Below are 24,930 nucleotides of genomic sequence, written 5' to 3'. Positions count from 1 at the left end.
CCGGGACGGCCTGTGCGCTCTCGGGCGAACGGCGGTGCGCGGTCGGACGAACCCGGCGGCGGGGCGGCTCTAGCCTCGTGCCGCGAGTGACCTGAGCGACCACTACTCCGGAGACGCCGAGAAGACCGTGCCGAAACGACTCAGCTCCGCCCCGCCGACCCCGGCCCCGTCTCCAGGGGCCGCGACGGCGCCCGGGGCGGCCCACCGGCTCCCGCCGCGACGCCGCCCCCGCTGTCCGTGACCCACCTGATGCCCCTCAGGCCTCGGGGAGGGACGCGACCAGGTTGGCGAGCTGGACCCGGGAGCCGATCGAGAGCTTGCGGAACACGGACGTCAGATGGGTGTTGACGGTGTGCGGGGACACCACCAGCACGTCGGCGGCCGACCTGTTGGTGTGGCCCTGGGCGACGAGGCGGGCGACCTTCTCCTCCGAGGCCGTGAGGGCACCCCAGCCCTGGACGGGGCGCCGCACGGTCGCCGTCCGGCGGGTGTCGGCCCCGTCGCCCTCCAGGACGCGTCGGACCTGCGCCGCCGCGGCGTGGGCGCCCGACTCGGCGAACGCGTCCCGCGCCTGCGCCAGCGCGGCCACCGCCCGGCGTCGTCGCCCCGCGGCAAGGAGGGCCCGGCCGAGATCGGCGTGGGCGGCGGCCCGGGTCAGCGGGCGGGGGCTCGCCCCGAGCAGGTCCACGGCGCGTTCGAGTACGGCCGGGTCGTTCCGTACGAGCCCGCGGGCCTGTGCCGCGACGCCGGTGGCGGTGGGCACGGACGGGTTGCGTCCGGCGTGGGCCTCGGCCTGCGCGGCCAGGTCGTCGGCGAGCCGGTGATCCCCGCCGCGAAGGGACATCCGGACCGCGGCGTCGACCCAGTCGCGCAGCAGCCGCCACCGCATGAAGGGTCCCTGCTCCTGCACCCGGCGGATCCGGTCGACGGCGAGTGCGACGTCCCCGTCGGCCTCGGCGTGGACGGCCTCCAGGAAGCGCACCGCGGCCGTGTTGCCCGGGTTCGGCTTGACGGCCAGGTGCTCCCGGGCGGCGAGCAGGTGTTCCCCGGCCGCCTCCCGGTCGCCGCGCAGCAGGGCGATCCGGGAGCGGATCACCCGGCCGTTCAGCTGCTGGACGGGCACCCGAACCTCGTCCTCCAGACGCTCCATGGTCACGAAGCCGGCCTCGGCGTCGTCGAGCCGGCCGAGCCCCAGGTCGTGCTGGCCCTGGGCCCACAGCAGCATGGCCTGACGCACGGCACCGCCCCGGTCGGCCGCCCGCAGGAGCAGGCGCTCGGCGGAGGCGAAGTCGTCCATGTGCACGTGTGCGACGACCTCCTCGGGGAGGAAGGCGGAGTCGATGGCGCTCAGCGCGGCGAAGCGCTCCAGCGCGACGGTGTTCTCCCCCGCGTTCAGCGCGATCTCGCCCAGCCCCGACAGGGCCAGTACGTGGGCCTCCCGGTCGCCGATCTCGGTGGCGGTGCGCAGCGCGGTCTCGCCGGCCTCCCGTGCCGCGGCCAGGTCGCGGCCCCGGGACAGGGCCAGGGCGCGCAGGGCGGCCAGCCGTGCGCAGATCTCCGGGGCGGAGCCGCCGGCGGCGAGCGCGGCCTCGGCCCGGCGGCGCAGCTCGTCGGCGAGGTCCATGGTCCACAGCGCCCCTCCCAGGGCGGACTGGAGCCGGCCGAAGGTCTCCAGTGGCGGCCGGTCGGCCAACAGCCGGTCACCGGTCTCCAGCGCCTCGCGGTCGCGGCCGGCCCGGGTCAGGCACAGGATCGTCTGCTCGCCCACCTCGAACTTCAACGCCCCTGCCGCCGGCGTCAGTTCGAGGGCGCGCAGCATCAGGTCGGCCGCCGGGCCGGGGGTGACCGCCAGCACGTCGTCGGCCGCTCGCCGCAGCAGCGCCACGGCCTCCTCGTCCCCGGGCACGGCGCCCCGGAGGATGTGCGGCACGGCGTCGGCCGGCTGTCGGCCCGCGGCGACCAGGCGGTGGGCGGCCTCGCGGTGCAGGGCCTTGCGGACCGACGGCGGGATGTCGGCGTAGACCGCCTGGCGCAGCAGATCGTGCCGGAAGACCAGGTGGTCGCCGTCGTCGTCCAGGAGCTCGGCGCGCACCGCCTCCTCGAGCGCCGGGAGCAGGGCGGCGGCCGGGCGGTCGCAGAGCACGGCGGCGTCGTCGAAGCCGAACCGGCGGCCCAGCACCGCGCCCATCTGGAGGAAGCACAGCGTCTCGGGCCGCAGGGACCGGAGCCTGCCGCGCACGCCGACCACGAGCCGGGAGGGTACGACGTCCTGCGCGGCGTCGGCGGCCCGCAGTCCGGCCAGCATCTCGACCGCCAGGAACGGGTTGCCGCCGGCGCCGTCGAGCAGGTCCCGCACCCACGGGTCGACCGCCGGCCCGAGCGTGTCGTCGGTCAGTTGGCCGATGGCCGCGCCGGACAGCGGGCCCAGGGACACCGTGACCGTCGGAAGGTCGCCGGCGGCGGCCGCCGCCACGATCTCCTCCGCCGGGCCCGCGGGCTCGCGGCGCCCGGTCAGCATCCACAGGACCGGCGAGGTCCGCAGGCGGGCCGGCAACTGCTGGAGGGCGAACCGGCTCAGTGCGTCGGCCCACTGCACGTCGTCCAGACCGATCAGCACCGGGGCGTCGGCGGCCCGGGCCTCGATCGCCTCCGCCAGGCGCTCCACGAGCCAGATCCGCTGGTCGTGGTTGCGGGCGAGATCGGCGAGGTCGTCGCCGGACAGCAGCGGCCGGTCGCCCTGCAGGATGCTGGCCGCCAACGACGAGAACGGCACGATGTGGTGCAGCTCGTCGGCCTTGCCGAGGCCCACGGAGAACCCCGCCGCGGCGGCCCGGGAGACGGCCTCGGCGAGCAGGGTGGTCTTGCCGATGCCCGGTTCCCCCTGGATCAGGGCCAGTCCGCCACTGCCGGTGCCGGCCACCGAGGTGACCAGCGCCTGGAGCCGTGCGAGCTCGGCCTCGCGGCCGCGCAGACCGCGATGGGACAGCGGACCGCCTGACCCTGCCATTCGAGCTTCTTCCCGTCCACCCACGCCGACCGGAGTCGGGTTCCGGCCGTGCCGTCGTCCCGAGCTTCTGCCCCAGGCGCTACCAGAGGGTACGCGGTGGCGGTCGGCCGCTGCGCCGCAGGTGGCGGCAGCGGGACCCTCAGCCGGTGCGGCCGGGCAGCACGGCGTCCCAGTCGATCGCGTCGGCCTCGGTGCCCGGGGGGACGAGGGCGAAGGTCTCCCGGCGGAGCCAGCGCCGCACCTGACGGGACGGGAGGTCGATCAGGACGACCTCGTCGCCGTTGCGGAGCATGACGCGCAGGGCCGCCCGGCCGTGGCAGGTGCAGGGGGGCCAGATCCGGACGTCGCCGTGGCCGGCCGGCCGCTGCAGTCCCTCCCAGAGGAGGTCGCGGGAGAACAGCCAGACGCCCGCCTCGGCGGCCGGTCCGAGGAACTCGAGCGCGACGGCGATCGGGTCGTCGCTGCGGTAGCCCAGGCGCACGGGGACGTCGAGGGACTGGTGCTCGCCCAGGACGAGTCGGGCGTCGAGGAGGACCTCGGTGCAGGCGGCCTCCGGGCGGGGCTGGGAGGAGCCGGGCAGCGACTGGTGGGCAGGCATGGGTTCTCCTGGGGCGGTGTCGGTGTCGGTGTCGGCGCGGGTGCCGGGGCGGGTGCCCGCGCCGGTGCGCGAGAGGTGGGGCGGGACCGGGTGGGGCGGCGCAGTGGTCCGGCCCCGGGCCCCGGAGCCGCCGTGGACCCGGGGTGGCGGATCCGCCGTTCAGGCTAGGAAAGGGGGTCGGCGGGGATGTTCCGGTGGTGCACGGCGACGTGACGGCCCGTGCACCTTCCCGGCCGTCCGACGGCCGGGAAGCGGGTTCGTCGTGGCCGTGCCCGTTGGAGGGGAGCGGTGCGGTCAGGCGGTTCCACCGATCGCCGCCGGGCCGCTGCCGGTGGCCGAACTTCGTTGCCCAGCAAGCTCTTTGGCGTTCAGTCCGAGGCACCGTCAAGGCCTTCGCGGAGGAGCGGACGCCGCTCGGGATGGGCGCCGTCCGGGTCGCCGGAGCCGCTGGAAGCCCGGTTTGTTGAATGTTTGTCCAGTCGTTCCGCTCCTTGTATGAATGGCGTCAGAAGAACGTCCCCTCCTGAGCGCCCCGTTGCCCGGCGCCGCCGCCCCATCGTGCGGCGAGCCGCCCTCGCCGGCATTCGCACAGCACCACTTCCAACCGGTCGGAGTCCCCCGTGAACCAGTCGGGTCCCTCGCCCATGCTCGAAACCCCGGCGCCCGAAGCCGAAACCCACCTGCTCGATCAGGCCGCCCGCGGTGGCGGCAACGGCTGCATCGACATCCTCTCCCCGCCGCCCGGGACCGATCCCGAGGACTGCCTCTACGTCGCCCTGCACGTCCACGGCGCGGCCTCCGTCCGACGCGGCGATGCCAGCACCGTGCTGGCTCCGGGGGACCTGCTGATCAGCGCCACCCCGCACCCGGCGGGCCTGTTGCGGGACTCCGATTGCCGGATGGTCCGCTTCCGCGTCCCCTGCTTCTACCTGGGCGTCCGCCAGAGCGACGTCCGGCGCGCGGGCGGGCTGATGGCGCGGGGGAACGAGGGGATCGGTTCGCTCGCGTCCCGGTTCCTCCACACCCTGGCCACCCGGACGCGGGCCCACCGGGCCCGGCCGGACCACCACCTCGCGCTCAGCGCCTCCGACATCGTCGCCATCCTGGTGACCGAGCTGCTCGACCGGGAGGACCCGGAACACCCCAACGGCCCGGCCGAGCTGCTGTCCCGGATCCGCGTCCACATCGAGCAGAACCTCGCCGACCCGAACCTCTCGCCCGGATCGATCGCCCGCTCGCAGCACATCTCGGTGCGCTACCTCCACAAGCTCTTCCAGCAGGACGGGATGACCGTGGGTCAGTGGGTGCGACGGCGCCGGCTGGACGCCTGCCGTCGGGAGCTGGGGCGCCCGTCCCGTCGGCAGGCCAGTGTGTCCGCCGTCGCGCACCGCTGGGGCTTCGTCAGCCACTCCCACTTCAGCCGGGCGTTCCGCGAGGCCTTCGGAATCTCGCCCCGTGAGTGGCAGGCCTACGCCACCGGGGCCGGGGGCGGCCACCACGCCTCCTGATCGCGACACCGTGCACATGGCGCCGCACCGCCGGTCCTGGTGAGGACGGGCGGTGCGGCGCCGGGCACGGTACGGGGGTCAGCGGTCGGTGTGGGTCTCCGCGACGTGGCCGCCCGGGAACCGGACCATCGCGACATGGTGCGCGCCCGGCGCCCGTGGGAAACGGGCGCCGGGCGCGGGTCAGTGGTCGGTACCGCCGTCGCCGGCCGGGCCTGGGACCGGCGACGGCGGTACCGACGACGGGGCGGACGGCCGCGGCCGGGGGAGGGCGGCCGTCCGGGTCACTTCGCGAGGAAGGCGAGCAGCGCGGTGTTGACCTCCTCGGCGTGGGTCCAGAGCAGGCCGTGCGGCGCGCCCTCGATCTCCACGTACTCGGCGGAGGGCAGCGCGCGGTGGAACGGCCGGGCCGTGTTCTCCACCGGCAGGATGCGGTCGCCGGTGCCGTGCAGGATCAGGGCGGGGACGTCGATGCGCGGGATGTCGGCGCGGAAGTCCGTGTACCAGGTGGTCGGGGCGGCCGAGGCGGCGAAAGAACCGCCGCTCGCCGCGACGTCCCAGCTGTTGCGGACGGCCTCCTCGCTGATCCGGCTGCCGAGGTTCTCGTCCAGGTTGTAGAAGTCCTGGTAGAAGGCGGTGTAGTAGGCGTACCGGTCGGCCTTCACGGCGGCGACGACGCCGTCGAAGAAGTCCTTCGTGGCGGCGCCGTCCGGGTTGTCGTCGGTCTTCAGCAGGAACGGCTCCAGGGAGGCCAGGAAGGCGACCTTGGCGATGCGGGCCGAACCGTAGGTGGACACGTAGCGGGCGACCTCGCCGGTGCCCATCGAGAAGCCGACCAGCACGGCGTCCCGCAGGTCGAGGGTCTCCAGCACGGTGTTGAGGTCGGCGGCGAAGGTGTCGTAGTCGTAGCCGGTGGTCGGCTGCGAGGACTGGCCGAAGCCGCGCCGGTCGTACGTGACGACCCGGTAGCCGGCGGCCAGCAGTTCGGCGCTCTGCCGCTCCCAGGAGTGTCCGCTCAGCGGGAAGCCGTGGATCAGGACGACCGGCTGCCCGGTGCCGTGGTCCTCGTAGTAGAGGTCGATGGAGGCGGAGTTCTCCTGGCCAACGGTGATGAACGGCATGGTTTTCCTATCTCTCGGTCAGCGGATGGCTGCGATGGGGCTCACGCTAGGGGCGGCTGTCACCGGCCGGTTGCCTCGGAGAGCACCCGGTGTCGCCCGAGAGCGCTCCGGGTGCGCCGGGCGATTCGCACCGGCCCGAATCCTTTGCGGGTGCGCGGAAGGAACGCAGGCGGTGCGCCGTCGGGACAGGCCGAGGGCCCGCGCGTTCCTAGCCTGATCCCCGAACCATCCGGCCATTCCCAGGAGCACCATGAGCAGCCAGCCACACCTCCACCAACACGCGGCGGAGATCCAGGAGTTCGGCACCGTCACCCAGTTGCCGATCGCGCTCTCCCACGACGCCCGGCAGTACTCGTGCCAGCGGCTCAACCGCGTCCTCGCGGACACCCAGTTCCTGTACTCGCTGTACAAGAAGTGCCACTGGGGCATGCGCGGGCCGACCGCCTACCAGCTGCACCTGCTCTTCGACAAGCACGCCCGGGAGCAGCTGGAGCTGGTCGACGCGCTCGCCGAACGGGTGCAGACGCTCGGCGGCGTCGCCGTGGGCGACCCCCGGCACGCCGCGCTGATCACCGGGGTGCCGCGCCCGCCGGACGGCGCGGAGGACGTGCACTCGATGCTCTCGCGCCTGCTCGACGCCCACGAGACCATCCTCGCAGACGTCCGCGACGCCGCCACCCGCACGGCGGGGCTCGGGGACGACGGCACCCAGGACCTCCTGGTCTCCCAGATCATCCGCACCGGCGAGACCCAGGTCTGGTTCCTCGCCGAGCACCTGGTCGTCACCCCCGAGACCGGGGCGTGACCGCGGGCCGGGACCGTTCGTCGGCGGGCCCGGCCCGCTCAGTGCCGGGTCCGCTCGTCGGCGGGCCCGGCACTTTTCCATGCCGTCCACCGGCTCCGGGGTCGCGGACTCCGCGGGCCGTGGACGAAACGCGATTCGGCTGTGCTCGTACCCGAGGACCGGGTACGAGCACAGCCGAATCGCGTTCCGCCGGCGGATCCGGGCGGTCGGACGGGCCGCCGGCTACAGGGTCCGGCGCACACCCGCCTGCTGTTCCAGCCGGTTCAGCTGGTCGGCCAGTCCCGCGTGCATGGCGTCCCGCACGGGACCGCTGCGTCCGATCCACAGGGCCTCCCGGCCGCGAAGCTCCTCCAGCATCAGGGCGTAGGCGGCGTACATCGCGACCGCCGCGAGGAGCATGCCGAGTGCCCCGGCGGCGTGGCCCAGCCAGGCCGCGCCCGAGAGGCCGTAGACGCCGGCGACGAAGTAGCGCGGCACGGCGATCAGCAGGAGCAGCCACAGCACCTTCTTCGGCTTGGCGACCGATGCCATCAGCGCGGCGAAGACCGTGAACACCAGGTTCATCACGCCGAGCACCTGCGCCCCGCCGTGGGCGTCCGTCGACGTGACCAGGCCGTTGGCCAGCCAGGCGCCGGCGAATCCGCCCATCAGCGTCGCCGCGATGACGTCACGCGCGCCGAACGCGAGGATGCTGACCAGGAGTTGGAGCACGAAGGCGGAGAAGACCGTGAGCGCCACGGCCTGCCGGTTCGCACCGTCGATCAGACCGAGCTGCAGGCTGCTGGTCACGACGGAGGAGATGGCCACCGTGAAGAAGCCCAGGGGCATCGGCGAGGCGATGGGCCGCAGGGTGATCCGTGTCATCGCGTGTGCGTCCGGCTCGGCTCCGGTGCCGGCCACCGTCTCCGTGCCCGTGGGCGTCTCGATCCCGGCCACCCTCGGGTCCGGTTCGCGCACCCGCTCGTCCTCTCTCGACGCCACCACCATGATTTCGCTCCTTGCTCTCGGTACTTCGTGTCCTCGGGGCGACCACCGCCTCGGCGGTCGCCCGTTTTGCTCTGTGACTTCGGCTGCGACGTCCGCCTCAGCCGCGCGTCGGTGTACGAGCGGTCCCGGGCCCCTGGGCGGTTGCGCCGCCAGGGGCCCGGGATCGCTCGGTCGCGTCCGCCTCAGGCGCGGTGCAGGGCGAGCCGGGTGGCCAGGCCGCCGCCCACCCCGGCGACCACGGCCGCGGGCAGCCACCACAGCGGCCAGTGCGCCAGGCCGAGGGCGCCGTCGACCGACCACTGGCCGGGGCCGGTCGCGGTCAGCGCCGCGCCGATGACGATCAGGACGAACGGGAACTCGTACCCGTCGTGCTGCACCCACAGCCCGTGCGGCCACTTGACCGTCAGGGCGACTGTCATCACGCCCATGAGGCCCGCGCCGGCCAGCGGGGTGAGCAGACCGGCGGCCAGCATCAGTCCGGCCCCGATCTGGGTGCCGCCGGCGGACAGCGCGGTGAGCTTGCCGCCGCGGAAGCCGTCGCCCCGGAACTCGGCGCTGCCGCCCTCCAGGCCGCCGCCACCGAGGTGGAAGCTGATCTTCTGGACGCCGTGGCCCGCGATCAGCAGGCCGGCGACCAGGCGCAGCAGGAGAAGGCCGGTGTTCATGTCGGACTCCGTTGGTTCGGTGCGGTCCGTCAGCCGGCGGCGTGCGGGTCGATCATGGAGTGGGCGTAGACCAGGCCCAGGCCGTAGGCCCCGCCGTGCTCCATGACCAGCTCGGTCACCGGGACGTACGTCTCGGCGCGGGCCCAGTCGCGCTGGAGCTCCAGCAGGACCTGGATCCAGGTGACGGGCACGGCGCCGGCGGCGGTCATCCGCTGCAGGGCGTGCTCGTGGGCCAGCGGGCTGACGCCGCCGGAGGCGTCGGCGACGACGTAGACCTCGTAGCCCTGGTCCAGCGCGGAGAGGGCCGGCAGGACGAGGCAGACCTCGGTCCACAGGCCGGACAGGATGATCTTGGTGCGGCCGGTGGCCTTGACCGCCTCGACCAGGGCCTCGTCCTCCCAGGCGTTCATGCTGGTGCGGTCGATGATCTCCTGGTCGGGGAACACCGCCTTGAGCTGCGGGAGGATCGGGCCGGAGAAGGACTCGGCGGCGACGGTGGACAGCACCGTCGGAACGCCGAAGATCTTCGCGGCCTTCGCCAGGCCGACCGTGGCGTTGATGATCGCGGTGCGGTCACCGCTGCCGGTGCCGAAGAACATCTGCGGCTGGTGGTCGACGAACAGCATCATCGCGTTGTCGGGGGTCAGCAGGTCCGGGCTCGGGGCGGCGTGGACGTTGGCGAAGTCGACCATTGGTCTTCTCTTTCCTTGGGAACTCGATTAATTGACACCGCGTCAGACGATCGTCCCGGATCGCCGGGGTGCCTCGTCCGACGACGCTAGTGCGGGCCGCCCCCGGTGTTCTGCCCGCTGTGCGCCCGGGACTGTCCTGACAACGCACGACGGTCCGGGGTGGGTCGGTCGAGCGCCTCAGTGCGCTGCGGGGCCACTGGTCATGCGCTGCGGAAGTCCTTCGCGCACCGCCGGCTGCCTAGGTTTCGCCGGGTGGCCCCGTCGGGCCGCGAGCAGCCAGCGGAAAGGCGGCAGCCCATGCAGTTCGGGATGTTCGGCGTCGGCGATGTGACCGTCGACCCCACCGCGGGGCGGGCGCCGACCGAGCGCGAGCGCCCGGCAGTGTCTCCCTCCGCGCTCGGACTCCACTGACCCCGCGCACACCCGCGACCCCCACCACCGAACACCACCCAACGAAGGGACCTCCCTTGTCCACCATGCCCGTCGCCGGAATCCGCCCCGGTGCTCCCGAGCGGCCCGCCGACCTCGTCGTGCGCAACGCCAAGGTGCACACCAACGACCCGCGCCGCCCGCAGGCCACCGCCGTGGCCGTCCGGGACGGACTGATCCAGGCGGTCGGCGACGACGCGGACGTCGCTCCGCTGGTCGGCCCCGGTACCCGGGTGGTCGACGCGCTCGGCCGTCGGGCCGTCCCCGGCCTCAACGACGCGCACCTGCACGTCATCCGCGGCGGCCTCAACTACGTGCTGGAGCTGCGCTGGGACGGCGTCCCGACGCTGCGCGAGGCGCTCGCCATGCTCCGACTGCAGGCCGAGCGCACCCCGCCCGGCCAGTGGGTGCGGGTGGTCGGCGGATGGTCCGCGGACCAGTTCGCCGAGCGTCGGCTGCCCACCCTGGAGGAGCTCAACGCGGCGGCACCCGACACCCCCGTCTTCGTGCTGCACCTCTACCAGTCGGCGCTGCTCAACCGTGCCGCGCTGCGCGCCGCGGGCTTCACCCGGGACACCCCCGACCCGACCGGCGGCCAGATCGTGCGCGGCCACGACGGCGAACCGACCGGCCTGTTGATCGCCGCCCCGGGCGCCCTGCTGCTCTACTCCACCCTGGCCAAGGCCCCGACGCTGGACGAGGCCGACCGGATCGGCTCCACCCGGCACTTCCTGCGCGAGCTGAACCGCTTCGGCCTCACCTCCGCGATCGACGCCGCCGGCGGCTTCCAGAGCTTCCCCGAGAACTACGGCACCGTCATGGAACTCGCCCGTCGGGGCGAACTGAGCCTGCGCATCGCCTACCACCTCTTCCCGCAGACCGCCGGGCAGGAGCTGGACGACCTCACCCGCTGGGTCAACACCGTGCGCCCGGGGGAGGGTGACGCCTGGCTGCGCCTCAACGGCGCGGGGGAGAACCTCACCTGGGCCGCCGCCGACTTCGAGAACTTCACCGAACCCAGGCCGCAACTCGGCTCCTACGAGACGGAGTTCGAGAAGGCAGTCCGGCTGCTGACGGAGCACGGCTGGGGCTTCCGGCTGCACGCCACCTACGACGAGACCATCCGCCGCGACCTCGCGGTCTTCGAGAAGCTCGCCGCCGAGGGCCTCTTCCCGCAGGGCGGCCGCTGGCTCTTCGACCACGCGGAGACCGTCAGCCCGGACAGCCTCGACCGGATCGCGGCCCTGGGCGGCGCGATCTCGGTGCAGAACCGCCTCTCCTTCCAGGGCGAGGCCTTCGTCTCCCGGTACGGCGCCCCCGCCGCCGCCGAGGCGCCGCCACTGCGGGCCATGCTGGACCGCGGCCTCACCGTCGCCGCGGGCACCGACGCCACCCGGGTCTCCTCCTACAACCCCTGGGTCTCCCTGCACTGGCTGGTCTCCGGCCGTGCCGTCTCCGGGCGGCGCCTCGCGGCCGAGCACAACCGGCTCAGCCGCGAACAGGCCCTGGAGCTCTACACCCTCGGCGGGGCCCGCCTCACCGGTGAGGAAGAGGTCAAGGGCCGTCTGACGGTGGGGAGCTACGCCGACCTCGCGCTGCTCAGCGCCGACTACTTCACCGTGCCCGAGGCCGACATCCCGCACATCGAGTCCGTCCTCACCGTCGTCGGCGGGCGGATCGTCCACGCCACCGCGGAACACCAGGGCCTGGCCCCCGACCTGCCCGCGGTGACGCCCTCCTGGAGCCCGGTCACCCGCTTCGGCGGATACCACGCCACCCCCGCCCCCGGCCTGGCCGCCGGGGTCCGCCAGGCCGAAGACGTGCTGGAGGCCGTGGCCGCCTCCGGCGAGCAGCACGCCTGGCGCGCGGCGCGCGGTCTCGCGCTGCCCGGACAGGCGCAGGTGCCGTTGGACCCCTGCTTCTTCTGATCGGGAGCCGGACCAGCCCGGGGGCACCGCCGGAGCGCGGCGGTGCCCCCGGCCGCATTTCCCGCCCGTCATCCCCCCGCCGGACCGAGGAGCCGTCGTGACCACGCCCGCAGCCGATTCCCGCACCACCACCCCACCACCCGGACCACAGATCCACGACCGCCACCCGCTCGCCCTGGCCCTCTTCGGCCTCACCCTGGTCAGCGGCCTCATCGACGCCGTCAGCTACCTCGGCCTCGGCCACGTCTTCACGGCGAACATGACCGGCAACGTCGTCGTCATCGCCTTCGCCCTCGCCGGAGCGCCCGGCTTCTCCGTGACCGGTTCCCTGACCTCCCTCGCCGCCTTCCTCCTCGGCGCCCTCCTGGCCGGTCGGCTCGCCGCCCGGCCTCCCGGACCCCGGCGCGCTGCCCGGCTGGGCACGGTCTTCGCCCTGGAAGCCGCGCTCTACGGCGCCGCCGCCGCGGTCGTCTTCGTCCGGGGCACGGACGGGCCCGCGCAGTACGTCGTGATCGCCCTGCTCGCCCTGGCGATGGGCATCCGCAACGGCACCGTCCGCAGCCTCGGCGTGCCGGACCTCACCACCACCGTGCTGACCCTCACCCTGACCGGTCTGGCCGCCGATTCCCGCCTCGCCGGGGGCGCCGCCGCCCGCCAGCGCAGGAAGATCCTCTCCGTCGTCACCATGCTCGCCGGCGCCGCCCCCGGAGCCGTCCTCGTCCTGCACGGACAGACCGCCTGGGCGCTGGTCGCCAGCGCCGTCCTCGCCGGCGGCACCCTGCTGGTCCACCGCGACTGACGCCGTGAACCCACGGGCGGCCGTGTCCACGCCCCTGAGGGGTGCTCCTCGGGGGCGTGGGGCGGTGGCCGGGTTCCCGGGGCGGGGCGGTCGGCATCCGAGAAATATTGGTATAGACCTAGTCGGCCGACTGGCTTAGCCTCCCTGTGGTGACGAGCGGGACCATACGGGGGTATCTGCTGTGCTTGAGGTGCTGGGCATCGAACCGTCGGCGGAGGCGGTGTACCGGCTGATCGTGGAGGAGCCGGGGTTCCGGGTCGTCGACATGGCCGAGCGGTTGGGGTGGAGTGAGGAACGGGTGCGGGTCGCGTTGAACCGGTTGGCCGAGCTGGACCTGGTGAACCTGGAGGACGGCTGCCGGGACGCGGTGCCGTTCAACCCGGACATCGGGTTCGGGTTCCTGCTCTCGCGGGCGACCGCCGACCTCAGCCGGCGCCAGCGGCAGATCGAGTCCGCCGAGCAGGCGGTGACGGCGCTGAGCGCCCGGTTCAACGCCAACCGGGCCTCGCGGTACGAGGTCATCCACCGGCTGGAGGGGCTGGACATGGTCCGCAAGCGGCTGGAGGACCTGGCCTCCACCGCCGAGCGCGAGTGCCTGTCCCTGCTGCCTGGCGGTGCCCAGCTGCCGGACACCATGGACGCCAGCGAGCCGCTGGACCGGCAGGCGCTGGAACGCGGGGTGCGGATCAGGAGCGTCTACCAGGAGAGCTTCCGCAACGACCCGGCGACGCTGGAGTACGTCCGCTGGTTCACCCGGCTCGGCGGGCAGGCCTGCACGGTGCCCTTCCTGCCGCTGCTGCTGGTGGTGGTGGACCGGGAGACCGCGCTGGTGCCGATCGACCCGCAGGACGGCCGCGCGGGCGCGCTGGAGGTCCGGACCCCGGGGGTGGTGAGCGCGCTGGCCCTGCTGTTCGAGGAGTTCTGGGCGGCGGGCACGCCGTTCGGCCAGGACCCGCGCCGCAACGAGCACGATCTGACGCCCCAGGAACGGGAGTTGCTGCTCCTGCTGAGCATCGGCTGCACTGACGAGGTGGCCTCCCGGCGGCTCGGGCTGTCGCTGCGCACGGTGCGCCGGATGAGCTCCCAGCTGATGAACCGGCTGGGCGCGCGCAGCCGGTTCGAGGCGGGGGTGCGCGCCGCGAAGGAGGGCTGGCTCTGACCGACGGGCACGGGGCCGGGGCCTGTCCCGCACGACAGGCCCCGACGGCTGGAGGGAGGTCCGGTCAGGCCGCGGTGTCCAGCCGTCGGCGCTGCTCCTCGTCGAGGACGAGGTCCAACGCGCCCAGGCTCTCCTCCAGTTGGGCGACGGAGCTGGCGCCGACCACCGGGACGGTCGGGACGGGGTGGCCGATCAGCCAGGCCAGCACCACCTGGTTGACGGTGGCGCCGGTCTCCTCGGCCACCTCCGCCAGTACGGCCAGCCGGGCCTTCGTCTCCGGCCGCTCGTACTCCGCGCGCAGCGGGCGGTCCGGGCGGCAGTACGAGCCGCCGAGCAGCGGGGAGTAGGCGAGCAGCGCCATCGAGGGCCGCGCCGCGAGGTACGAGAGCAGGGCCTCGTCGGCGTGCTTCTGGACGCCGAAGTCCGCGTCGGGCCTCGGCCGCAGGTAGCTGTGGCGCTGCTGGACGCACCGGTAGCCGGGCCAACCCCGGTCGGCGGCAAGGTCGTTGGCGTCGGCCAGCTGGGCGGCGCTGTGGTTGCTGCACCCGAGGGCGGTGACCTTGCCGTCGGCGACCAGCCCGGCGAAGGCGCCCATGGTCTCCTCGACCGGTACGGCCGGGTCGGCCACGTGCGCGTAGTACAGGTCCAGCCGGTCGGTGCCGAGGCGGCGCAGGCTGCCCTCCGCCGCCTCCCGCACCGCGCGGGCGGACAGGCCCTCGATGTGCTCGGGGAAGGGCAGTCCGGGCACCGGGCGGGCGCCGAGCTTGGTGGCGAGCACCAGGTCGTCGCGGTTGCCGCGGCGGGCCGTCCAGCGGCCGAGCAGTTCCTCGCTCTCGTAGCCGTTCGCGCCGGGCGCCCAGAAGGCGTAGTTGTTCGAGGTGTCGATGAACGTCCCGCCGGCTTCCGTGAACCGGTCGAGGATCGCCGTCGCGGTCTCCTCGTCGACGGTGGTGCCGAAGGTCATCGCGCCGAGACAGAGAACGCTGGCCGACTGGCCGTCAACTCCGAGGCTGCGGTACCGCATCAGTCTTCCCTCCAGGGGGATCGGCAGTGGTGTCGCCGGGCGCGGCCGGGGCAGTGCCCCGCCGCGACCTGGTCACCAGAATCATTACCCCGGCGGTGCCCAGTTCGGCCACTGTGCAGACCAGCCGGGAGACGATCGCGGCCGCGCCGGCCGTGGAGACCGGCACGACCGTCGACAGCGACAGCACCAGGACCATCTCCCGGGCGCCCAGGCCGTCCGGGAGGACGATCGTCAGCGTGCCCGCGACGGTGGCGAGCGCGAACCCCCCGACGCAGGCCGCCAGCGAGCGGCCGGGCGGCCCGCCCAGGGCGACCACGATCAGCCACAGGTGCAGGCCGGCCGAGAACCAGGACAGCAGGGCAAGGGCGAGCGAAACCCGCACCGCGCGGGGCGAGTTGCGCCCGGACGGCGGCGGTCGGCGGAAAAGTCGGGCGCCGTGCTCCACTGCCGCGCCGATCAGGCCCGGACGGACCACGAAGCAGAGCAGCACCAGGACCGGCAGGGCCAGCCACCAGGTGTTGCCGCCGAGCACGGCGGGCGCGATGCCGAGCGCGGCGAGGCAGGCGGTCAGCATGGTGATGCCCAGGCTGACCACGTAGGTGGTGACCATCCGTCCGGCCGTGGCCCCGTACTCGGCGCCCAGCTGGATGTGCGCGAGCAGCCCGAAGACCGGGGTCGGGAGGAACTTGCCGAGCAGCCCGCAGAAGAAGATCCGGGCGCTGCCGAACAGCCCGACGGGCGGCCCCAGGTCGTCCAGGACGGCCCGCCAGGACAGCAGGCCGAGCAGTAGCCCGCCGACGTTCGTCAGCACGGACAGCGCCAGCAGGGCCAGGGACCAGCCGTCCGCCATCCTGGTCACCAGGCTCCAGGCGTCGTTACGGGCCACCGCGACCAGGCCCGCGACGCCGGCCACCAGCAGGACGGCGGTCAGCAGCCGCCGCCGGCCCTGCGGCGGGCCGGCCGGACCGCCCCCGGACGCGTCCGCTGTAACACCGTCTTTCGTGAGGCCGTCCTTCGTGACACCGTCCGTCATGACGCCGGGTGCCGCGGCCGCCGGAAGCCGCGTTCGGTGAGCGCCCGCACCGCGCCCCGGGCGACGCCCGCCACCAGCGCGGTGTGCAGCAGGAAGTGGTAGCCGACGAACACCGGGTAGTACCGCAGCCCCTGGTCGCGCACCACGAACTGGGCCAGCCCCGGGTCCGCCACCGCGAACCAGGCCACGCCCAGGGCCGGGAGGACGGCCGCCTTGGGCGTGAGCAGCAGCAGCGGCAGGCTCCCCCAGGTGGCGGCGGTGGCCAGCACGCCCGGCATCCGGTTCGCCTTGAGCGCCCCGGGGCTGAAGCGGTGGGCGCCGGCGAACGCCACCAGCAGCTGCGAGCGCCGGTACTGCTCGCCGAGCAGCGCGCCCAGCCGCTCCACGTCGTCGTGCCGGCCGGTGATGCGCTCGGTCAGCAGGATCGGGTACTTCGCCGCCAGCCGCTCGCTGTACTCCACGTCCTCCGACTCGCGCAGGGTCTCGTCCAGCGGGCCGATCTCCTCGTACACCTCCCGCCGGATGGCGCACATGGCGAAGAAGACGGTGCGCACCCGGCCGGTGGCGCGCCGGCGCCACCAGTACTCGTGCAGGACGCGGTAGCGCTCGACCGGGCCGTCGTCGAACAGTGCCCGCTTGCCGACCACCCCGTGGACGCAGCCGAGGTCGGGCTGCTCCGCCAGCAGGGCCACGGCGTTCGCGACCGCGTCCGGGTCCAGCGCGATGTCGGAGTCCAGGAAGAACAGGATCTCCCCGGTGCTCTCGGCGGCCCCGCGGTTGCGGGCGACGGACACCCCGCCGTTGCGCTGGGTGATCAGCCGGACGGGGTAGCGCCGGACGATCTCCGGGGAGCGGTCGGAGCTGCCGTCGTCGACGACGAGCACCTCGTGCACGGGGTAGGTCTGCGCGAGGGCGGACTCGACGACCGCCGCGATGGTCTTCTCGTAGTTGTAGTTGGGGATGATCACCGACACGGTGGGCCGTGCGTCGGCCGTGGGTGCCTCCGGACCGGTCATGTGTGCCTCCGGATCAGCCATGTGTGCCTCCCGTTGCGGGCCCGGTGATCCAGGCGTCCTGGCGGAGATGGTCGGATGTGCCCTCGGGGCTGCTCAGCGAGTAGCGGTGGGTCCGGGAGCCGTGTGCGGTGAACGCCCAGTCGAAGCGCCACCAGTCGTGCCAGCTGCCGGCGTCCCAGGACATCGGCAGGACCGTGTCGCCCGCGTCCGCCGCGTCCTGGGTGAGGCCGCGCAGCTCGTTGAGGTCGCCCATGCCGGCGTTGGTGTTGAAGTCGCCGGCGATGAACAGGGGGTCGGGGTTGGCCCGGACGTCCCGGACCAGCCCGTCGAACTGCTGCCGGCGCTCCCGCTGCCGGCGGTGCACGTCGGCCGGGAAGTCCTGCGGGGGCATCCCGTAGGCGACCGGCACGAGCATGTGGACGTTGTAGAAGGACATCACCGAGCCGTTGACCGCGAGGTCGGTGCGCAGCACCTTGGCCCCGGCGAAGACGCGCGACCAGTCGCCCTCCCCGCGCGCCCGCAGCTCCTGGTCCGGGCCGACCGGCGGCTGCGCCACCACGGGGAACCGGGAGAGGGTCACCAACTCGCCCCGGGTGACCACCTGGTAGCCCGGGAACTCGCGCTTCAGCCGGGCGGTGTCGTCCACCTCGCGGGCGCCGTCGGCGCCGGCCGCGTCGTCCCAGTGCAGGTACTCCTGGAGCAGGTACACGTCGGCGTTCTGGGCCTTGAGGTAGGCGTAGAACCGGTCCGGGTCCACGTCGGAGCCCCAGTACTCGGTGTTCTGCGCGACGACGTGGATCGCGCCGGGCGGCACCGTCCGGTCGGCCGTCGCCGCGGCCAGCGTCAGTCCCGACTGGTCCAGCCCGACGGTGAGCGAGAGCACGCCCATGACGGCGGGCCAGCGCACCCGGCCGCGGCCGCGGCGCAGCCGGACGGCGAGCGCGGCCAGCAGCACCAGCAGCGGGACGCCGAGCAGGACCGGGGGCGGGGCGGCCCCGGGGACGACCCAGAACCAGGCCCGGCCGGTCAGGGCCTCCTGGAGCGCGCAGAACAGCAGCCACCCGGCGCTCACCGCGGCCAGCAGCCGGACCGGCCAGGTGGCGGCCCGGTCGGCGAGGAACCAGGACCGCCGGGGCCGGGGGAGCGCGAAGCGCCCGGGCTGAGGGGCCGTCACCATGACTGCACCGCCAGCAGGAGTCCGAAGCCGGTCAGCCACAGTCCGCCGACGGCGAGCATGGTCCGGTCCGTGAAGAGGGTCCGGGTCGGTTCGCCGCCGCCCTCGCTGACCAGCAGGATCTGCAGGTAGCGGGCGATCGCGAAGACCGCCAGCGGGGTGGAGAGCAGGATCCGCAGCTGGCGCATGCCGCCGGCCGCGGCGTCGCTCTGCAGGAAGGACACGTAGGCGAGCACGGTCACCGAGGCGGCGAAGGTGACCATGCTGTTCAGGAACGGGACGGAGTAGGCGCGCAGGGCCGGCCGGTGCAGCTCCGAGGGCCCGCCCTGTACCGAGGTCAGCTCGTGCCGGCGCTTGCCGAAGCCGAGCAGGATGCAGACCGAGAAGACGCAGAGCAGGAACCAGGAGGAGATCGGGACGGAGGCCGCCATCGCGCCGGCGCAGACCCGCAGCACGAAGCCGGTGGCGATGACGAAGACGTCGACCACCGAGACGTGCTTGAGGACGAAGCTGTACAGGATGTTGGTGACCGCGTAGACGAGCACGGGGACGGCGGCGGCCCCCGCGGCCGCCGAGCCGGCCAGCAGGGCGAGGTAGAGGACGGCGCCGAGCACGATGGCGACCGGGACCGGGACGGCCCCGGAGGCGATCGGGCGGTGGCGTTTGACCGGGTGGCGGCGGTCCCGCTCCCGGTCGGCGAGGTCGTTGACGACGTAGGTGGCCGAGGACGCGAGGACGAACAGGACCAGGACGGGCAGGGCGTCGGCGACGGCCGGCCACGGCGAGGCGCCGGACGCCAGCAGGGGCAGTACCAGGACGACCGCGTTCTTCGGCCACTGGAACGGTCTGACCAGCCGGAGCAGGCCGCGCACCAGCGAGCCGCGCCGGGGCTCCCCGGGCAGCCCGGACCCGCCGGGCTCCTCGGGCAGGTCGGCGGGCGGGGGGCCGGTGGCCCCGTCGGGCGGATGCACCGGCGGGCCGACGAGGCCCTTTCGGTACTCGCTCGCAGTACTCACTTCCGTTCCCTTCGCTGCTGTCAGAAGAGGACCTTGACCGTGCGCAGGGCACCCTCGCGCCAGCGGTCGGAGTGCGTCCGGCCGGTGGTGCCGGCCACGGCGGACCGGTTCGCGCGGTACCAGGTGAAGCTGCGCTCGATGGCGGTCGCGTTGGAGTGGCGGGGGGTGAAACCGAGCACCTCGCGGGCGTCGGTGATGTCGACGCAGGAGTCCCGGGTGAGCTTCTGGACGAGGCGTCCGTAGACCGGGGACAGCCGCAGCGCGGCCAGCGTCCGCAGGGCGGCCTTCGCCGGGCCGAGCGGCAGCGGGACGACCCGCTTGCCGTGGCCGGCGAGGTCCAGGACGACCTGGCAGTCCTCGCGGAACGAGCCGTACTCGGCCGCGCCGACGTTGAACTCCCGGTTGACGCGCTCGCCCGGCAGGGTCAGCACCGCGGTCACCAGGTCGCAGAGGTCCTCGACGTCCAGCATCTGGTTGAGGGTGTGGCCGCCGCCGAGGACGGGGAAGCCCCGGCCGTCGAGCGCCCAGTCGAAGAGCATCGCGAAGACGCCCAGCCGGCCCGGGCCGATGAAGGTCTTCGGGCGCAGGACGGGCACGCACATGCCCCGGTCGCGGTAGTCGGCGCACAGCCGCTCGGCCGCGATCTTCGCGGCGTTGTACGGGTCGACCGGGACCAGCGGGTGGGTCTCCGGGGTCGGCGTGCGCTCCGGCAGGCCGTACACCGCGGTGGAGGAGATGTGCAGCACCCGGTCGGTCCCGGCCCGCCGGGCGGCGTCCAGGACGGTGCGGGTGCCGTCGACGTCCACCGAGCGGATCTCCGCCGCCGGGTGGCTCGGCAGGGCGGCGGCGCCGTGCACCACCACGTCGGCCTCGGCCGCCAGCCGGCCGAGCAGGGTGCGGTCCCGGACGTCGCCGACCACCGCCTCCACGGAGGGCAGGGCGGCGAGTCCGGGCGGCAGCGGGCGGCGGTCGAGGGCGACCACCCGGTGGACGGGCGAGCTGCCGAGCCGCCGGACCAGGGCGCTGCCGAGGAAGCCGGCCGCGCCGGTGAGCAGTACGCGCTGGGGGCGGGCGGTGGGGCGGGGGCCGTCGGGCGTCACGGGGCTGTCGGTGGTCACGGGCGGCCTGCCGGCGGGGTGGTCGGGTCGGGGGCACCGGCGAGCGGCGGACGGGCGGCGCCCGCCGGGGGCACCTGGCGCCGGTACAGCCGCCGGAACCGCGGGCTCAGCAGCCACTGGCCGGCCCCGACCGCCGCGCCCGCCGTCACCGCGGTGCCCGCCGCGAAGTGCAGGGCGGTGTACGCGACCGCCGTCGGGACCCCGCGCTCGCGGACCAGGAAGGCGTGGAAGCCGCGGTCGGCGAGCACCGCGCCGGCCGCCAGGGCGGCGGTGGCCGGCAGCGTCCGGCGGGACACCAGGGCCAGCGGCAGCGAGGCCACCGCGCCGGCCGCGGCGAGCGCGGCGACGGCCCGGGAGCGGGTCTCGAACCCGCGCATGAAGCCCCGGTGGTCCACGTAGAGCGGCACCCGCAGGCGCGCCCGGCGGAACAGCTTGCGGACCAGCCCGGACAGCTGCTCCTCGTCGTTGTGCCGCCCGACCACCGCGGAGCTGAGCTCGATCCGGTGGGTGGCCGACAGCCGTACGCCGAAGTCGATCTCCTCGGTCTGGCGCAGGGCCGGGTTGAGCCCGCCGGAGTCCAGGAACAGCGACCGGCGGATGGCCGCCAGGGCCGAGAACCAGGGGGTGACGGTGCCCTCGGAGCTGATCCGCCAGTAGTACGACTGGAGGATCCGGTAGTCCCCGACCCGGGTGGTCGGCAGCAGCGGCTCCTTGGCGGTGATGCCGCACACCGACCCGGTCTCCGGGTCGGCGGCGAGGCGCTCCACCGCGGCGGCGACCGAGGTCGGGGAGAGGCCGACGTCGGCGTCCAGGAAGAACACGATCTCGCCGCGGGCCTCCCGGGCACCGCGGTTGCGGGTCTCGGCGGGCCCCGCGTTGCGCTCCTGGCGGACCAGTCGGCACGGGTACTTCTCCGCCACCAGGGCGGAGTCGTCGGTGCTGGCGTCGTCGACCACGACGATCTCGAGGTTGGGGTAGGTCTGGGCGGTCACCGCGTCCAGGCAGGCGGGCAGTGTGCGGGCGTCGTTGTAGAGCGGGATGACCACCGACACCAGGGGAAGGGTCATGTCTGTCCTGTTCAGGCCGCGGGGATCTCGGGCAGGTCCGGGTCATCGTCGGACGGGTTGACCCGCGCCTCGCTGATGATCTTCCGGTCGTCACTGGTCAGGCAGCGGCCGGTGGCCAGGTCGAACTCCCAGTCGTGCAGGCGGCAGGTGAGGATGCCGTCCCGGTGGGAGCCGAACCGGACCAGGTCCGCCTTGAGGTGGGGGCAGAGCCGCTGGACGACGTGGTCGCCGGCCCGGGCGCGCTCCTCGGTCTGGCTCAACTCCGCGTAGTAGCCCTCGACATAGGCCATCCGCTCGGTCGAGAGAGAGGCGAAGAAGGTGGTCACGAACTCGTTGAAGGGCCCCTTGCGGGCGGCCTTGAAGCGGCAGGACAGGAACAGCTCGTTCGCCCAGTCGGGGCAGCGCTCGGCGACCATCCGCTCCACCAGCGGCCGGGGCAGCTCGAAGCGGTAGCGGCACTCCTCGCCCGCCCAGCGGGCCACCCGGCGGTCCAGGAAGTCGAACAGGATCTGCTCGGTGGGTGCGGTCCCGGCTCCGGTCCCGCCGTCGGCCCCCTCCTCGGCTCCGGTCGCGTCCGGGGTGTCCACCACCTCGACCAGGACCCGGCCGTTGATGCCCTCGCAGGTGCGGTCGGCGTACTGCAGCAGCGGCTCCACCCACTCCCGCAGGCCGGTCAGCAGGTCGGTGCGGGTGGTCGGCCAGCCGGCCTTCTCCGCGCGGATCCGGTCGGCCCGGCGGGCCTGGTACTCGCGCAGGTAGCCGGTGCGGTCGTCGCGGATCCGGGCGACCGTCCGCTCGTCGACCTGCTCCAGCCGGCAGCTGCGGTCCGGGCCCAACTCGGCCACGGTGCCCGGCAGGAGGAGGTGGGTGTTGGTCACCCCGCGCTCGCGGAGGAAGTCGAGGAAGACCCACTGGTCGGGGAAGATGTTGGCGTCGTCGCCGTCCAGGTCGTTGAGGTGGAAGAGCTCCTCGTCCAGGAAGCAGGGCGGCCCGGCGAACGGGAAGACGTGCTCGGCGCCGTACTGCTCGACGTAGTTCAGCGCGCGGGCCATGCCGTTGCGGCGCTTGCGGCGGCCGACGGTCTGCTTCATCCGGGCGGGGAAGTCGTACACCATCGGGTACCAGATCGCCCCGGAGTACTGGAGGAAGTGCCCGGCGAGCGGCCCGAAGGACCTGATCCGGGGCTCGTCGACCGGGCGGGCGTCGTTCTGGTTGAGGATCCGGGTGCCGTTGTCGTCGATGAGGATCGCGGAGTCGCCGATCGGACCGTCGGTCGGCGAGGTGAGCGCGTTGACCATCACCTGGACGCCGCCGTCCAGTTGCGTCGGTTCGAGGTCCCGGGTCTGGACGAAGTGGCGGAAGCCGAGGTCCTCCAGGGACGTCCGCAGGTCGCGGACCGGGTAGTCCGGCAGCAGGACGACGGTGTCCTTGGACATCCGGGTCCGCAGCCACTCGGCGTCGAAGTGGTCGTGGTGGAGGTGGGAGACGTACAGGTACTCCGCGGTGTGCAGTTGGGCGGTGTCCATCGCCTCGTTGTCGGGGAACGGGAACCACGAGGCGAAGAACGCCGGATTGAACCAGGGGTCGCAGAGGATGCGCCCGGCACTGGTCTCCACGAGCAGGCCGGCGTGGCCGACGGATGTGATGCGCATGAGTCTCCAATGGCGGTCGAGCGACTTCAGGAGGAGGCGGCCGGGGAGAGGCAACGGCCGTGGGGGGAGCCACCGTTGGGGGATCGGCCGCGGTGCCGTCCGGGCGGGCGTCAGTGGCCGTCCGTGGGCCCTGTCAGCGGTCGTGGGCGGTCGTGGGCGGTCGTCAGTGGCGGTCAGTGGCCGTCAGTGGGCGTCGCGCCGCGGGCCGGCGGGCCGGTCGAGCACGTTGAAGTCCGCGACGGCGAACCGGGCGAGCGCCGTCGGGCCGGCGACGGCCCGGTGGGCGATCGCGATGGCGCGGCCGACGGCGTCGGTCAGGTCGCAGCCGGCGAGGTAGAAGGTCAACCGGACACCCCGGGGGGTGATGTGGACGTGGAGGTGCTCGACGCCGTCGCGGGCGGACGTGACGCTGTCCAGGGCCGAGAGCACGGCCCCGACGGTCGGCCGGGCGCCCGCCGACCCGCCTGTCGCGGCGGTCAGCAGCACGCCGACGAGGTGCACCGGAAGTCCTGGGAGCTCTGGGGGGAACCGGCCGGTCAGCCCCAGGAGAAGCCGCTGCCCACCGCGGCCGGGAAGGCCTGCGGGAGCGGGCGGAAGGGAAGCGGGGCGACCGGTGCGGTGGCGAGCCCGGTCGTCGTCGGGCGTACGGGGCCGCGGGAACGCGCGGAGGTGAACATGGGGAAGTCCTCCGAATCCTGGGGGGTTTCGGGCCGCCCTCGTTCGTCCGCGGCCTCGGTGGTCCCAAGATTCGCACGGGCCCCGGTGCGCTCACACGGGTTCAGGGTGACACCAAACGCGTGGCAGCTTCGGGCCAGGAAGGGGACGTCGCGCCGACCCCGGATGAGCTGCGCGGCAGTCGACTTGGCAGGTTTCGGTCAGGCGGAAGGTGTCAGCCCGCCACCGTCGCGCGTTCCGCGATGCGGACAGCCGGCGGCCGCCCCCGGGAGGGAATACGTGCAGGTCCCTCGCGTGGACGGCTCGGTCTCGCGAGGGACCTGAGGGTGGGTCCGGGGCCGGAGCAGGCCGGTGCCACGGCTGGGGTAGCGTTCCTTTGCCTACCCTTGACCCGGAAGACCTGATGATCGAAGCAAGCTACTCGGCCGTCCCCGCCCTCCTGCTCGTGTTCGCCGTCCTCGGGTCGGCGCTCGCCCTCGGCACCGCCCGGTGGGCCCGCCGGAGAGGCATGCCGGTCCCGACGGCGGTGCTGTGGGGGCTGAGCCTGGCGGGCGAGCTGGCGGTGACGCTGACGCCGACGGCCACCGGGTACTCGGGGCCGCCGAGTTGCACGATCGGGCCCGGCATGTGGGCCGACGCGACGGCGCAGCAGGGGCTGATGAACATCGCGCTCTACCTGCCACTGGCGTTCTTCGGCGTGCTGCTCTTCCGACGGCCGGTCACCGTGCTCGCGGGCTGCGCGGTGCTGTCCGCCGTCACCGAGGTCGTCCAGACCCTGCTCGGGACCGGACGCGCCTGCGACGCTGCGGACTTCGTCGACAACGCGGCCGGCGCGCTACTGGGGACGCTGCTCGCCGCCGGCTGGCTGCTGGTTCGGCGGCGCGGGCTGCCCCGGCTGCGCCGCGACCTCGTCCACGGGCTGGTGCTGGGCGCCGTCGGGCTGGCGGGGGCGGGGCTGGTGGTCCACTTCGGGATCCGGACGTACCGGGACTCGCCGGGCCTCTTCGCCCCGCCGTCCGACGACATCGCGACGGCGCAGCGGGTGGCGGAGGGCGTGTTCGGCCCACGCACGCTGGTGGACACCACCACGACCACCGCCGACCCCGGGCTCACCCAGCAGATCATGGACGTCAGCACCGACCGCGGCGACCTCCGGATCGAGCAGCCCAGCGGCCGTCTGCTCGCCGTCGCCGCCGCCACACCCTCCGCCGACGCGGCCGGCTCGCCCGCCCTCACCCCGGAGCAGGTCGTCGCCGCCGGCCGGGCCTTCGCCGACACCTGGTTCGCCGACCGGATCGCCGGCCTGACCCCGACCGTCACCCCCGCCGGCCCGAACGGCGCTGCCCGCACGCTTGGTTACCGCCGCGAGGGTACGGCCGCGGGGCAGCCGGCGGTGCGCCTCGACCTGACCGTGGGCGCCGACGGCCGCATCCTGACAGCCGCCTCGTAGTCCCTGGTCC

At 73.9% G+C, this 24,930-nt stretch carries 22 protein-coding genes; 6 read left to right on the top strand and 16 right to left on the bottom strand.

All coding sequences use genetic code 11. From position 1 onward, the window contains the following. Positions 1-256: 256 nt before the first annotated feature. Positions 257-3,007 (bottom strand): helix-turn-helix transcriptional regulator, encoded by a 2,751-nt coding sequence (locus ACWDD9_RS04430; protein WP_449810766.1) that lies wholly within the window; start codon positions 3,005-3,007, stop codon positions 257-259. Between the two features lie 139 nt (positions 3,008-3,146). Continuing rightward, the gene (locus ACWDD9_RS04425) at positions 3,147-3,605 is read right to left on the bottom strand and encodes an SsgA family sporulation/cell division regulator (RefSeq protein ID WP_388045114.1); all 459 of its coding nucleotides are present in this window, start codon (positions 3,603-3,605) and stop codon (positions 3,147-3,149) included. A gap of 644 nt (positions 3,606-4,249) precedes the next feature. Between ACWDD9_RS04425 and ACWDD9_RS04420 the strand changes: the two genes are divergently transcribed. Beyond that, the gene (locus ACWDD9_RS04420; RefSeq protein WP_449810765.1) at positions 4,250-5,113 is read left to right on the top strand and encodes a helix-turn-helix domain-containing protein; all 864 of its coding nucleotides are present in this window, start codon (positions 4,250-4,252) and stop codon (positions 5,111-5,113) included. 281 nt (positions 5,114-5,394) lie between these two features. Here the strand turns inward: ACWDD9_RS04420 and ACWDD9_RS04415 are convergent, their stop codons facing one another. Continuing rightward, positions 5,395-6,231, bottom strand: coding sequence for an alpha/beta fold hydrolase (locus ACWDD9_RS04415; RefSeq protein ID WP_388045116.1), 837 nt, complete (start codon positions 6,229-6,231; stop codon positions 5,395-5,397). Positions 6,232-6,481: 250 nt separating this feature from the next. On the opposite strand from ACWDD9_RS04415, the gene ACWDD9_RS04410 reads away from it, so the two are divergent. Further along, complete coding sequence (locus tag ACWDD9_RS04410; RefSeq protein WP_388045117.1) at positions 6,482-7,036, top strand: Dps family protein; 555 nt, start codon at positions 6,482-6,484, stop codon at positions 7,034-7,036. 222 nt (positions 7,037-7,258) lie between these two features. Here the strand turns inward: ACWDD9_RS04410 and ACWDD9_RS04405 are convergent, their stop codons facing one another. From ACWDD9_RS04405 to ACWDD9_RS04395, 3 genes are all read right to left on the bottom strand, one after another. Further along, positions 7,259-8,023 (bottom strand): GPR1/FUN34/YaaH family transporter, encoded by a 765-nt coding sequence (locus ACWDD9_RS04405; protein WP_449810764.1) that lies wholly within the window; start codon positions 8,021-8,023, stop codon positions 7,259-7,261. 182 nt (positions 8,024-8,205) lie between these two features. Further along, the gene (locus ACWDD9_RS04400) at positions 8,206-8,688 is read right to left on the bottom strand and encodes a DoxX family protein (RefSeq protein ID WP_380462156.1); all 483 of its coding nucleotides are present in this window, start codon (positions 8,686-8,688) and stop codon (positions 8,206-8,208) included. A gap of 29 nt (positions 8,689-8,717) precedes the next feature. After that, on the bottom strand, positions 8,718-9,380 hold the full coding sequence (locus ACWDD9_RS04395; RefSeq protein ID WP_449810763.1) for a hydrolase: 663 nt from the start codon (positions 9,378-9,380) through the stop codon (positions 8,718-8,720). 476 nt (positions 9,381-9,856) lie between these two features. On the opposite strand from ACWDD9_RS04395, the gene ACWDD9_RS04390 reads away from it, so the two are divergent. The 3 genes from ACWDD9_RS04390 (at position 9,857) to ACWDD9_RS04380 (ending at position 13,695) form a co-directional block, all read left to right on the top strand. Next, positions 9,857-11,737 (top strand): amidohydrolase, encoded by a 1,881-nt coding sequence (locus tag ACWDD9_RS04390; RefSeq protein WP_449810886.1) that lies wholly within the window; start codon positions 9,857-9,859, stop codon positions 11,735-11,737. Positions 11,738-11,834: 97 nt separating this feature from the next. Then, positions 11,835-12,536 (top strand): YoaK family protein, encoded by a 702-nt coding sequence (locus ACWDD9_RS04385; RefSeq protein WP_449810762.1) that lies wholly within the window; start codon positions 11,835-11,837, stop codon positions 12,534-12,536. A 181-nt stretch (positions 12,537-12,717) separates the two neighbouring features. Next, positions 12,718-13,695 carry a LuxR C-terminal-related transcriptional regulator gene (locus ACWDD9_RS04380; RefSeq protein WP_449810761.1) on the top strand — a complete coding sequence of 326 codons (978 nt, stop codon included), beginning with the start codon at positions 12,718-12,720 and terminating at the stop codon, positions 13,693-13,695. Positions 13,696-13,759: 64 nt separating this feature from the next. Here ACWDD9_RS04380 and ACWDD9_RS04375 read toward each other — a convergent pair whose 3' ends face one another. From ACWDD9_RS04375 to ACWDD9_RS04330, 10 genes are all read right to left on the bottom strand, one after another. After that, on the bottom strand, positions 13,760-14,719 hold the full coding sequence (locus ACWDD9_RS04375) for an aldo/keto reductase (protein ID WP_449810760.1): 960 nt from the start codon (positions 14,717-14,719) through the stop codon (positions 13,760-13,762). Beyond that, positions 14,694-15,752 (bottom strand): lysylphosphatidylglycerol synthase transmembrane domain-containing protein, encoded by a 1,059-nt coding sequence (locus tag ACWDD9_RS04370; RefSeq protein ID WP_449810759.1) that lies wholly within the window; start codon positions 15,750-15,752, stop codon positions 14,694-14,696. Before ACWDD9_RS04370 ends, ACWDD9_RS04375 begins: the two co-directional genes overlap by 26 nt. Continuing rightward, positions 15,749-16,789: a glycosyltransferase family 2 protein gene (locus ACWDD9_RS04365; protein WP_449810758.1), complete on the bottom strand. Its 1,041-nt coding sequence runs from the start codon at positions 16,787-16,789 to the stop codon at positions 15,749-15,751. The genes ACWDD9_RS04370 and ACWDD9_RS04365 overlap by 4 nt, the downstream gene beginning before the upstream one ends. After that, positions 16,782-17,945 (bottom strand): endonuclease/exonuclease/phosphatase family protein, encoded by a 1,164-nt coding sequence (locus tag ACWDD9_RS04360; RefSeq protein ID WP_449810757.1) that lies wholly within the window; start codon positions 17,943-17,945, stop codon positions 16,782-16,784. Before ACWDD9_RS04360 ends, ACWDD9_RS04365 begins: the two co-directional genes overlap by 8 nt. Beyond that, complete coding sequence (locus ACWDD9_RS04355) at positions 17,939-18,958, bottom strand: decaprenyl-phosphate phosphoribosyltransferase (protein WP_375877123.1); 1,020 nt, start codon at positions 18,956-18,958, stop codon at positions 17,939-17,941. Before ACWDD9_RS04355 ends, ACWDD9_RS04360 begins: the two co-directional genes overlap by 7 nt. Before the next feature lie 20 nt (positions 18,959-18,978). After that, positions 18,979-20,076 (bottom strand): NAD-dependent epimerase/dehydratase family protein, encoded by a 1,098-nt coding sequence (locus ACWDD9_RS04350; RefSeq protein ID WP_241852879.1) that lies wholly within the window; start codon positions 20,074-20,076, stop codon positions 18,979-18,981. Then, positions 20,073-21,143 (bottom strand): glycosyltransferase family 2 protein, encoded by a 1,071-nt coding sequence (locus ACWDD9_RS04345; protein ID WP_449810756.1) that lies wholly within the window; start codon positions 21,141-21,143, stop codon positions 20,073-20,075. The genes ACWDD9_RS04350 and ACWDD9_RS04345 overlap by 4 nt, the downstream gene beginning before the upstream one ends. 11 nt (positions 21,144-21,154) lie before the next feature. After that, complete coding sequence (locus tag ACWDD9_RS04340; RefSeq protein ID WP_449810755.1) at positions 21,155-22,795, bottom strand: Rieske 2Fe-2S domain-containing protein; 1,641 nt, start codon at positions 22,793-22,795, stop codon at positions 21,155-21,157. Between the two features lie 183 nt (positions 22,796-22,978). After that, entirely contained in the window at positions 22,979-23,296 is a 318-nt protein-coding gene (locus ACWDD9_RS04335) for a hypothetical protein (protein WP_387823214.1), read from the bottom strand. A 35-nt stretch (positions 23,297-23,331) separates the two neighbouring features. Further along, positions 23,332-23,472 (bottom strand): hypothetical protein, encoded by a 141-nt coding sequence (locus ACWDD9_RS04330; protein ID WP_388045126.1) that lies wholly within the window; start codon positions 23,470-23,472, stop codon positions 23,332-23,334. A gap of 401 nt (positions 23,473-23,873) precedes the next feature. On the opposite strand from ACWDD9_RS04330, the gene ACWDD9_RS04325 reads away from it, so the two are divergent. After that, positions 23,874-24,920 carry a VanZ family protein gene (locus ACWDD9_RS04325; protein ID WP_449810754.1) on the top strand — a complete coding sequence of 349 codons (1,047 nt, stop codon included), beginning with the start codon at positions 23,874-23,876 and terminating at the stop codon, positions 24,918-24,920. Positions 24,921-24,930: the final 10 nt, after the last annotated feature.

The sequence above is a fragment of the Kitasatospora sp. NPDC001119 genome (genome assembly GCF_053598475.1).
This window is presented reverse-complemented; position numbering and strand designations above follow the sequence as displayed.